General features: G+C 55.1%; 10 protein-coding genes and 1 pseudogene. 4 read left to right on the top strand and 7 right to left on the bottom strand.

Annotated elements, in window-relative coordinates; translation table 11 throughout:
• Positions 1-63: 63 nt before the first annotated feature.
• Positions 64-975, top strand: coding sequence for an ArsR/SmtB family transcription factor (locus tag O9H32_RS12955; protein ID WP_269866515.1), 912 nt, complete (start codon positions 64-66; stop codon positions 973-975).
• Between the two features lie 134 nt (positions 976-1109).
• Here the strand turns inward: O9H32_RS12955 and O9H32_RS12960 are convergent, their stop codons facing one another.
• Positions 1110-1901, bottom strand: coding sequence for an SDR family oxidoreductase (locus tag O9H32_RS12960; protein WP_269866516.1), 792 nt, complete (start codon positions 1899-1901; stop codon positions 1110-1112).
• A 206-nt stretch (positions 1902-2107) separates the two neighbouring features.
• Complete coding sequence (locus O9H32_RS12965; protein ID WP_269866517.1) at positions 2108-3754, bottom strand: alkaline phosphatase D family protein; 1647 nt, start codon at positions 3752-3754, stop codon at positions 2108-2110.
• A 199-nt stretch (positions 3755-3953) separates the two neighbouring features.
• On the opposite strand from O9H32_RS12965, the gene O9H32_RS12970 reads away from it, so the two are divergent.
• On the top strand, positions 3954-4475 hold the full coding sequence (locus tag O9H32_RS12970; protein ID WP_406627309.1) for a hypothetical protein: 522 nt from the start codon (positions 3954-3956) through the stop codon (positions 4473-4475).
• A 189-nt stretch (positions 4476-4664) separates the two neighbouring features.
• Here the strand turns inward: O9H32_RS12970 and O9H32_RS12975 are convergent, their stop codons facing one another.
• The 4 genes and pseudogenes from O9H32_RS12975 to ypfJ all read right to left on the bottom strand — a co-directional run bounded on the left by O9H32_RS12975 (position 4665) and on the right by ypfJ (position 8289).
• On the bottom strand, positions 4665-5384 hold the full coding sequence (locus tag O9H32_RS12975; protein WP_269866519.1) for a YebC/PmpR family DNA-binding transcriptional regulator: 720 nt from the start codon (positions 5382-5384) through the stop codon (positions 4665-4667).
• A 115-nt stretch (positions 5385-5499) separates the two neighbouring features.
• Positions 5500-5637: pseudogene (locus tag O9H32_RS12980) on the bottom strand (IS110 family transposase); the annotation flags it as partial.
• Positions 5638-5709: 72 nt separating this feature from the next.
• Positions 5710-6882 (bottom strand): MFS transporter, encoded by a 1173-nt coding sequence (locus tag O9H32_RS12985; protein WP_269866520.1) that lies wholly within the window; start codon positions 6880-6882, stop codon positions 5710-5712.
• A gap of 555 nt (positions 6883-7437) precedes the next feature.
• On the bottom strand, positions 7438-8289 hold the full coding sequence (gene ypfJ, locus O9H32_RS12990) for a KPN_02809 family neutral zinc metallopeptidase (protein WP_269866521.1): 852 nt from the start codon (positions 8287-8289) through the stop codon (positions 7438-7440).
• 290 nt (positions 8290-8579) lie between these two features.
• Here ypfJ and O9H32_RS12995 point away from each other — a divergent pair, with 290 nt between their 5' ends.
• Positions 8580-8723 carry a hypothetical protein gene (locus O9H32_RS12995; RefSeq protein WP_269866522.1) on the top strand — a complete coding sequence of 48 codons (144 nt, stop codon included), beginning with the start codon at positions 8580-8582 and terminating at the stop codon, positions 8721-8723.
• 142 nt (positions 8724-8865) lie between these two features.
• On the opposite strand, the gene O9H32_RS13000 is transcribed toward O9H32_RS12995, so the two are convergent.
• On the bottom strand, positions 8866-9480 hold the full coding sequence (locus O9H32_RS13000) for an acyl-CoA thioesterase (RefSeq protein ID WP_406627310.1): 615 nt from the start codon (positions 9478-9480) through the stop codon (positions 8866-8868).
• A gap of 161 nt (positions 9481-9641) precedes the next feature.
• On the opposite strand from O9H32_RS13000, the gene O9H32_RS13005 reads away from it, so the two are divergent.
• Positions 9642-10544, top strand: a complete 903-nt coding sequence (locus O9H32_RS13005) for a LysR substrate-binding domain-containing protein (RefSeq protein ID WP_406627311.1) — start codon at positions 9642-9644, stop codon at positions 10542-10544.
• Positions 10545-10854 lie beyond the last annotated feature (310 nt).

Below are 10854 nucleotides of genomic sequence, written 5' to 3' on the forward strand. Positions count from 1 at the left end.
GCCAGTTGATTAATTAACTTTCGGGGAATATAATTAAAAAAACAGTACGGAAAGGTCCTCCCTATGAACATCCAAGTCAACAGCCGGAATATGCCCCTGCTTGAATGCTTTGCTTCGGAGACGCGCGTCAAGATCATCGAGCTGCTGGACGGGCAGCCTATGAATATCAAGGAACTGGCGGCGGCGCTGCAGCTCTCCTCGGCCATCATTACAAAGCATATCCAGAAGCTGGAGGAGCACGGCATCGTAGGTACCGAGAGCATCTCCGGCACACGGGGCCGCCGCAAGGTCTGCTTTCTCTTGCCCGACTCCATCCTCTTGCAGCTCAAGACGCCGCCCCCGCAGCTGCAGGACCCGTTCCGGTATGCCGTCTCGATTCCGGTAGGCCAGTATGAAAGGCACAGTGTGAAGCCTACGTGCGGACTGACCTCGGAGACCGCGATCATCGGACTCGTCGATGACCCCCGCTATTTCTCCGACCCGGAGCATGTCAAGGCGAAACATCTGTGGTTCGGCACGGGCTTCATTGAATACCGCATACCGAATTACCTTGTCGGCCGGCAGTCGGTGCGCAGCCTCTCCATCTCCCTTGAAGTCTGTTCCGAAGCCCCGGATTACAATGAGAACTGGCCGTCCGACATGACCTTCTCCATCAACGGCGTCACGCTTGGAACCTGGACATGCCCCGGCGACTTCGGCAGCACGCCGGGCGTCTATACGCCACGGTGGTGGAATCTCGGCACCCAGCACGGCCTGCTCAAGACGATCACCGTGGATGAGCGGGGCACCTACCTGGACGGTGTCCGTCTGTCGGACCTGCGCTCCTCCGACCTGGCCATCGGCCCGGGCAGCGATCTGTTCTTCAAGATCGCCTGCCCCGAGACGGCGCAGCATCCCGGCGGGGTGAGTCTCTTCGGCCGGCAGTTCGGCAATTACGATCAGGAGATCGAGGTCACCGTAATCTATGAGCCTTGAGCGCAAGCAAGCGGTCGGCGAATGAAGATATACTGCGGAGCGGGCCCTCCTGCGCGCATAAATACACAACAGCCAAAAGGCTCTATCGCAGGTGCTGCGGATAGAGCCTTTTGGCTGTTGTCCCTTCGGGCTGCCTAGCCGTGCAGCAGCGATTCGGCGCCGTCGATATAGACAGCGGTACCCGTGATATGACTCGATTCCCCCGACGCCAGGAACAGCACCAGGTCGGCGACCTGCTCCGGCCGGCCGGGGCCATCGGCGAGGGGCTGCCCGCCTTCCGGGAACTCGACGGGAATCTGGATCTCCTCGAGCTCCGGCATCGGATGCGTATTCCTGCCAATATTCGTCTCGATGGCGCCGGGACAAACGGCGTTCACCCGAATCTTGAACTGGGCCAGCTCGAGTGCGGCCATCTTCATGAATGCCACCTGTCCGGCCTTGGTCGTGCTGTAGGCGCCGAAGCCAAAGCCGGAGAATACCCGGTTGCCGTTGATGGAGCTCGTGATGATGATGCTGCCGCCCTTTTCCTTCAGATGGGGCACCGCATATTTGACCGTGGCGAACGTTCCGCGGAGATTGATCGAGATCGTCTCGTCCCAATCATCTACCTCCATCGTCTCGATGGGAGCGACCGTTCCGTTCACCCCGGCATTCGCGAATACGATATCGAGCCGCCCCCAACGCCGCACCGCCTCGCCGATCCCGTCACGGATGTGATCCGGATCCGACACGTCGCATGCCACGACCCAGGCTTCCCCTCCCGCGCTTTCGATGGCTCTACGGACTTCCTCCGCCTCCCCGGTACTGCGGTCCAGCAGGCAGACCTTGGCCCCCTCCTCCGCCAACCGGATCGCGGAGGCGCGCCCGATGCCCGAGGCGCCTCCCGTCACTACGGCTGTCTTGCCGCTTAAGCGCTTCTCTTTCATGATCCCATTCCTCCCTTGGCTGCATGAACTGCTATGCTCTTTTTACCTTGGGAAGAAGAGGATGAACCAAGCCATGAATCCATCCACTGAAAGCGGCATTCCCCGATGACCGGGAAGCGGGTTAGCGATTGGCCCAGAATGATGTTGGGATTACAGAAGTTGGGATTACAGAATTTGGGGCGTAAAGAAGGCCGGACGAGTAAAAATCAGGACGTCACCAGCGAGGAAGCGTCATATATCTTCTTCAATCCCGGCTTGCCCTCCTCGACGAGGAAGGAGACCCGCGTGCTCACTGGGGCATCCGGTTGGCTTACATAAGGCAGCACCATATAATCCGCCTGGAAGCTCTCACGGGTGAGGGTACACCGCACATAACCGCGCTGGGTGTTGTGGAAGCGGATATGCGGATTCTCCGCAAGAACCGCCGGGGTACTTGCGGCCGTGTCGGCGCCATCCCCGCCGGACGAGATCGATGTTCCCACGAACTCCACCCCGATCACCGGCGAATTCGCATCTTCGAAGTCCGCTTTGATTTCATTGGCGAAGTTCGCATGGACATCCCCGGTCAGCACGACGACATTCTTCACTTTACGGTCCCGGATATAGCTCACGATCCTCTCCCGGTTCGCCGGATAGCCGTCCCACGCATCCATGCTGACCAGTTCGCCGTCCCCCTGCTTGAAATCCCGCTTCGCAAAAAACACCTGCTGGGCGATCACGTTCCAGCGCGCCCTGGACCGGCCGAGACCTTCGAGCAGCCAGCGTTCCTGCTTGTTCCCCGTGAGCGTACGCTTCGGGTCATTCGATGCCTCGTTCGGCTCCTGGGACCCGTCCCCGTTGGCTTGATCGTCCCGGTATTGGCGGGTATCCAGCACATGGAATTCCGCCAGGTTCCCATAGGCGAAGCGCCGGTAGATCTGCATCTCCGTCCCGCTGGGCAGGGACGAGCGGCGCAGCGGCATATGTTCGTAGTAAGCCTGGTAGGCCGCGGCACGGCGGGCGACGAACGGTTCGAGAGGCTGGTCCTTCTCGGGGATCGGCCCCGCGTAATTGTTCTCCACTTCGTGGTCGTCCATCGTGACCACCCAAGGGAAGGCTTCATGGGCGGCCCGCAGGTCCGCATCCGATTTGTACAGGGCATACCGGTTCCGGTAATCCTCCAGCGTGATGATCTCGGCGCTGTTATGGGCTCTTGCTTTGGGGCTGATTCCCCCTTCATAGATATAGTCTCCGAGATGGAACACCAGATCCAGCTTCTCCTGGCTCATATGCTTGTAAGCCGTAAAATAGCCGTCCTGCCAGTTCTGACAGGAGGCAAAAGCAAATACCATCCCTGCCGTCCGGCTGCCGTGTGCGGGAAGGGTCTTCGTCCTGCCTGCCGGGCTGTATTCGTTCCCGGCCTTGAACCGGTAATAGTAGACGTGATCGGCCTCCAGCCCCTCCACTTCCACATGCACCGAGTGGCCGAGCCTCTCCCTTGCAAACTCTACGCCATGCCGCACGACACGGCGGAAGTTCTTGTCCTCCGCGACTTCCCACTTGACCGGCACGTCGTGATGCGGCATCCCTCCGCCGTTCAGCGGATCCGGCGCCAAGCGGGTCCACAGGACCACCCCGTGCGGCAGCGGGTCGCCCGAGGCAACGCCGAGGGTGAAGGGATAGCTCTTGAAGAGGGCCTCCCCCTGCGCCCCAACCTTCGGCGTCTCCAGCAGCGTACCGGCCAGGTTCATGGCGAAGGTAACCGCTGCCAGTTTCCCTGTAGCCCGCAGGAAGCTCCTGCGGTCCATCGTTGCTGACTTCAGTTCATCCATATTCAGTAACCGTTGCAGCATCGTGGGCTTGTCTTCGTTCATAACCCGAGTCTCCTTTGCTAAGATCCTAGAGTAAAGTCTCTTAAAATATAAAGATTGCATGTTAATGGAGCATCATCCCCATGTGGATGTTATGTAAATTTCCTGGACTTAAGTCCAGTACCCTGCTTCCCTTGAGATGGGTGTCCAGAACTTCTGGAATATGTTAACATCAATGTAACCCATTCTGGAGGAAAGGAGGATACGACACGTGAGCAGATACATAATCGGCATCGTACTGATCCTCTTGGGAGCAGGCTTATTCCTGAACCAAGGGCAGCATATCGGTGTCGGCACCATTTTCGAATATTACTGGGCGAGCATATTCATACTGCCGCTGGGCTTATTTTTCCACTGGCTGTACTTTTCCATGACGGCGCCCCGCGCTCCAGGGCTTTTGATTCCCGGAGGGATCCTGGTCACCGTAGCGATCGTGTGCCAGATCTCCATGCTCTTCGACGCTTGGGGTTCGATGTGGCCGGGCTTCGTGCTTGCGCCCGCCGTCGGCCTCTATGAATTTTATCTCTACGGCAGCCGCAGCCGTCACCTGCTCATTCCCATTACGATCCTGACCGTGATCTCACTGTTGTTCTTCACCGTATTCACGCTAGGGACGCTCCTAAACCAGCTGAGCGGCCGCGGACCATTCGTAGCGATCGCCCTGATCGTCATCGGAGGCTACGCTTTGCTCGGCGGTGCCAAGAAGAAGGACTATTTGAAGTAACATGGCTGATCTGCCGCACAGCCCTCTGGCGATCCAGGGGGCTAATCGGCGTCTCGGGGAGCTCCGGCCGCAGCCGCACGACCAAGATAAGATTACAGGATTGAGAGCCCTGGCGAGATATACTTAGACATCAAAAAAGCCTGCCGGGATCTCTCCCAAGCAGGCTCCTATTCGCTCCGCAAACTCCGCTTACTCCCCGGAATCCACGTTGTGATACACTTGCTGCACATCCTCCAGGTCTTCGAGCACATCGATCATTTTGTCGAACTGCGCCTGGGCGTCTTCCGGAAGGGTCAAATCGTTCTGGGCGAGCATGGTAAGCTCCGCTACCGTAAACTCGGTCACCCCGGCATTCTTGAACGCCTCCTGCACGGCATGGAACTGCTCCGGCGCCGCATAGACGATGACGGCGTCCTCTTCCTCGAGGATATCGCGGACGTCCACTTCCGCTTCTACCAGAATCTCGAACACCTCATCGGCCGTCTTGTCCGCCACGCCGATAACCGCCGTCGCATCGAACATGTAGGCTACGGAACCGCTCACGCCGAGGCTTCCGCCGTTCTTGGTGAAGGCGGCACGCACTTCCGAAGCCGTCCGGTTCACGTTATTGGTCAGCGCATCGACGATCACCATCGAGCCGTTGGGACCGAAGCCCTCGTAGCGGAGCTCGTCATAGTTCTCTTCCCCGCCGCCTTTGGCCTTCTCGATCGCACGGTCAATGATCGCTTTGGGAACATTGTACGTTTTGGCGCGTTCGAGGACGACCTTCAGCGCACGGTTCGATTCGGGATCCGGCTCGCCCTGTCTTGCCACGACGTAGATCTCACGGCCGAACCTGGCGTATATACGGCTTGTGCTGGCATCCTTGGATGCTTTTTTCTCTTTAATATTGTTCCATTTACGGCCCATATGTCTCCGCTCTCTTTCAATAATGAATTTACACGAACATGCTGTATGATTCCCTTGTCCATTATAGCTCTTTGAGAACGCTTGAACAAGTTCAGGAGGCACCCGCAAGATGACGACTGGAAAGGACGATTCCCCGGAAGTTGGTGGCTTGTGCGACATGAGTTTCCTTGGCCATATCAATTCCTACAACGAGGTGAGAGGTAGTAATTCGTTCAATCCGTTGATTTTGTGCGTCAGAATGCTTACACTTCATAGTAAGGAGCGCCTCCTTGATGGTGTATTGGACAAAACCATCATACCGAGGCGCTCCTTTTTTAGCCAAGTTTTATTTGAATTTTAGAGTCATCAAAAAAGCAACAAACAGAATACTACAGCCTGTTACGAATGGAGCGAACATATTGGCATCAAATAAGAACCCGGCTACAATGGGACCTAAAATATTGCCGACACTCATATACGCATTATTCATACCAGCTACATATCCTTGTTCACTTCCTGCCATCTTCGATAATTGTGTATTTAAAGCTGGACGAAGAATAGCAGTAGCAAAGAAAATACCGGAGGTTACCAAAATTATACCCCAAAAACTTTTCACAAATAGAAAGACAACATAAGCAAACGAGGTCGTAAAAAGAGAGATTTTTATCACCTTTTTTTCACCAAACATCTTAATTGCTTTTGCAACGATGAATGCCTGCATTGCAACTCCAATAACAGCGCCTGTTGTCAGAATCATAGCAATGTTTTGCGGTGAAAATTGAAAACGTTTCGTTACATACAAACCAAGAACAGATTCAAAATTAGCAAGTCCAAAGGTCATCACAAGAATCAGAACAAAGAACATGGCATACTTCGATTTCAAAGATTTCGCGTACTGTTTAAGAAACGATTCTTTCTGAGTAACCTTGGCCCTCGCTGCTTTCATTTGTTCTTTCGATAGACTTTCAGGCAAACAGACTATTGAAAAAACTACTCCAATAATAGCCGCGCCTGTCGCTACCCAAAGCGGCACTCTCGTTCCATACCCTGCAAGAATACCTCCAAGTCCAGGTCCGATAACAAATCCGAATGACATTGCTGCGCCTAACAGACTATTTCCCTTAGCACGCTCCTCGGTCGTTGTAATATCAGCTACATATGCCATCATTGGGGGGACTATTAAAGCTGCAGCTACTCCCTCCAGCAGCCTGGAGGCGTACAGCATCCACAACACGTATCCAATAGCAAATATTAATTTAGCTACAGCAAAGACAATGATGCCTGTAACGATGAATACTTTCCTCCCAAATCGATCAGACTGTCGCCCAGTTATTGGAGAAAGGAGGAACTGTGTAATTCCATAGGCTCCTACTAATAATCCAATCGACTGTCCGCTTGCTCCAAATTCAATGATGAGTTGCGGCAGGATAGGGGTAATTAACCCAACCCCCACCATAACAATGAATATGTTGATCATTAGAATCGTAAGCACGATTCTATTATTAGTAATTTTAAACATACAGAGCCCTCCTATGGTTGAGTAATGATTTGAAGAACATCACACGCATTCCTGTATTGCTCTTTCTTACAATAAAAAAAGCCTCCTTATCCAATAGTTACTGGATAGGAAGCATGCATACGAACAAAAAGATACACTGCTTCCTTCCAAGGAAGCAATATCTCATCGTTAATATGAAAAAGCCCACACTAATCCTATCCAGAAATTCGTAAGATTACGAAATTTTCTTTTGCGGAGTAGGATTAGTAGATCATTGGCTCGGGGTCACCCTTTCGATACTTATTAATTATTAGGATATCATCCACGCTAAAATATTGTATACGGCGTATTTTATTATAAGAAAACTGTCCGTGTTCTAATCGGGTAAGATAGCGGTAGCCGGGGATCGCGATAATGTGGAAGACAAGCGATATCTGGTGCTCACTCCGGGAGGTTATAGGGTAATAGAGCTGGCCGAACAGCACATGGGTCTTGAATATGCCCGGGGATCAGAGGTTAAGGTACAAAATCCGTGTACAGCTTACAGCTGCCGAAGCCCTGAATGAACCTCCGGCTTCATGGAGCGCTTACGGCCATCGGATCCCTGCCGCCGAGACGGCCGGTCTCAAAGCCCTCGTAGAACGATTGCTTCCGCTGCTCGGATGTCCCGTGTGTGAAGCTCTCCGGCACGACATAACCCTGCGATTTTTTCTGGATGCTGTCATCCCCCACCGCACTCGCCGCGGTTAACGCCTCTTCGAGATCCCCCTCTTCAAGCAGCTGCTGCCCCTTGGCATGATGGGCCCACACGCCCGCCAGGTAGTCGGCCTGCAGCTCGAAGCGGACCAGGTACTGGTTGAATTGGGCTTCGCTGAGCTGCTCCCGCAGCGGCATCACCTTGTTCGTCGTCCCAAGAAGCGTCTGCACATGATGTCCCACTTCGTGTGCGATAACATAGGCCATGGCGAAGTCCCCCGGGGCCTGGAATTTCTGCTGCAGCTCATCGTAGAAGCTCAGGTCGATATACAGCTTCTGGTCGCCCGGACAGTAGAACGGCCCGGCCGAAGCCCCCGACACCCCGCAGGCGGACTGGACGCTCCCGGAATAGAGGACAAGCGTAGGCTTCTTATATTCGAGCCCTTGCTCCCGGAACACCTCCGTCCATACGTCCTCCGTGTCTGCCAGGACCACCGACACGAATTCGGAGAGTTCCTTATCCTGCGCGGATTCCTGGTAAGCGGCGTTCGAGCCGGATCCGGTGATCGCGCCCAAGATATCCGCCGGGCCTCCCCCGCCAAGCAGCGTTACGATGACGATAAGGATAATCCCGCCGATGCCGCCGCCGACAAGCTTCCCGCCGCCTAGTCCCCCGCCCGTTCCCCGGCGGTCTTCGATGTTGCCGCTGCCCCGTCTGCCCTTCCACTGCATGCTGTTTCCTCCCCGTTCTATGTATTTTGATGTTCACAGGTTGTCCGTGTTAGGAGTGTTTACCCCGAATGGGTGCCCGTTGACACCGGGAAGGACTTGGAAGAGGGCGATTCCTCTTCTCTATGGCCTGGGATCATACTCACGAAGACAGCGGCAGCGAGTAATCGTACCACACCCCAACAACCGTCCACCGGCAAACCGGAAAACAGCGCTTAGCCCTCGGGCCGCTATGATTCTTAGGACACCTCCCGTGGGTTCACGGAGCTCTTCGTGATCCTGTGGCTGACCTCATGAGCTCGATCGCCCAGTTCGTCGCCTGGTACTATGTTCTCGGGCACAGCGATCCGGGTATGGCCAATGCGTATCTGTTCCTGATCCCGCTCTTCGGCGTGCTCTCCGGGCGGCTGATTCTGGGCGAATCGCTGCACTGGTAGTATGGCAAAGAAGAGCGATCCGTAGTGGATAGCCCTTCTTTGCCATGGCGTTATGCAGTTCTGTACGCATCCCAGTTCCCCAGCCAGCCTGTTCACTTTCGCTGCCTTGCACGGAGCTAATGCTAATGCTTCTGTCATGCGCCTACCATTCCGCTTCCCAAGCGCTTTCGAATTCTTTGTTGAAGGACCGCCGCGGCGCCGGGATTTTCTTCGATGCCTTGAATGTGTACTCCGTACCCATGAAGTCCGCAAAATGCTTGCTCTCCTGCCGGCGGACTTTACGCGCTTCTTTGCGCTCAGGTGCGGTATTGTAAAGCAGCTGTTCTTCGTCGGTTTCGGCAAGCACCGCCGGCACTTCTGCCGGCTTGTTGTCTTCGCCCAGTGCCACGAACGTCAGGAACGAAGTGGCGCAAGTCTTGCGCTTGCCTGTCAGCAGATCTTCCGTTACGACACGGACGAACACTTCCATCGACGTCTTGTGGGACCACGTGACGAAGGCGGACAAGCTGACCGCATCCCCTTTCTTCACGGGATGCAGGAAGTCCACGGAATCCGTGGAGGCTGTCACGACGGGACGGCGGGCATGGCGGGTAGCCGCAATCGTTGCGACGTCGTCGATATAAGCCATCAGCTTGCCGCCGAAGATCGTACCGTGATGATTCGTATCGGGCGGAAGAACGATAGAGTCTTTTATGGTAAGGGACGCCGAGGCGGCCTGGGCGGGCAGTGTGGAGAATGGAAGAAGAGTATCCTTGATGTTGTTCACTTGGAAGCACCTATTTTCTGTTTGTTTTTTGAACAGAGCCTAGTTTACTCCTCCATGGAGTATAGGTAAAATACATATAACGAATAGTTTACATTCCTTTTCACTATACTTCAGGCGAACAGCCGAACGTACCCATGAGAGGAGCACCCATGATCGATCTAAGGCATTTGACCTACTTTGTGGCCGTGGCTGAAGAGGGCAGCTTCACCCAGGCCGCCCGCCGGCTCCATATCACCCAGCCGTCCTTGTCCAAGATGGTGCGGCTGCTCGAGGAAGATCTCGGCGCCCAGCTCATCGACCGCTCGGCCAAACAGATCCAGCTGACCGATGCGGGGCTGCGCATCCTGCAGTCAGCTAAGGGGATTCTGCAATCGGTCGAAAGCATGGCAAGCGAGCTGGAGGAAGTCGTCTCCTTGAAGAAAGGAACGCTGCGCCTCGGCATCCCTCCGATGATCGGGGGGTATTTTTTGCCTTCCATCATTGAAAGCTTTCTTACGGAATACGGGCAGATCCGCCTGCAGGTGATGGAACAGGGAGGCAAAAGCCTCGAACAGGATGTGCTCCAAGGCGAACTGGATTTCAGTATGGTCATTCTTCCCGTGAAGGACGAAGACAAATTCCACATCCTGCCCTGTATCAATCAGGATCTATATCTGGTCGTCCATGCGCAGCACCGCCTGGCCGCCAGAGATGCCGTCCGGCTTAGGGATCTGGAGCAGGAGGGCTTCATCCTGTTCCGCGAAGACTTCACCCTGCACCACCTGATCAAGGAGCAGTGCAGAACGGCGGGCTTCGAGCCGCGGGTCGTCTTCGAGAGCTCCCAGTGGGATTTCATGACTGAGATGGTCGCCGCCAAATACGGGATCACGCTCCTGCCCGAGGGCGTCTGCCGCGGGCTCGATCCACGCAGGTTCGCGTCCATTCCGGTAGTACACCCATCAATCCCTTGGCAGCTGTCCATGATCTGGCGGAAGGACAAATATATCTCGTTCGCCGCGCAGGAATGGATCCGCTTCGTGGAAGCCGGGCTGCAGGTGAGTCCAAGCGGGAAATAAGTCGCGTTCCTGGAACCCGTTCCAGCAGAACGTTTTCTTTATAATGGAACCCGGCGCGCAGTCTCTCCCCCAGCCTTTTTCTACAGCCACTCTACTCAGCCTCTCTCCTGCGGCAGCCACCCCGGCCCATCTTCCCGTGAATATAGTCTTTCCAACTCAGGAGGAGCGATGAATGAATTTCCTTCCATCTCCACGCTACACGCCCATGCAACGCAACACGGCTGGGATGCAAGATAAACGGCTTCGCCGTTCTTTCAGGACGATGCGCGCTTATGAGATATATAAGATTACAGGATCGAGCCCCGGCGAG

This window comes from Paenibacillus caseinilyticus (assembly GCF_027533645.1).
Taxonomy (GTDB): Bacteria; Bacillota; Bacilli; order Paenibacillales; family NBRC-103111; genus Paenibacillus_G; species Paenibacillus_G caseinilyticus.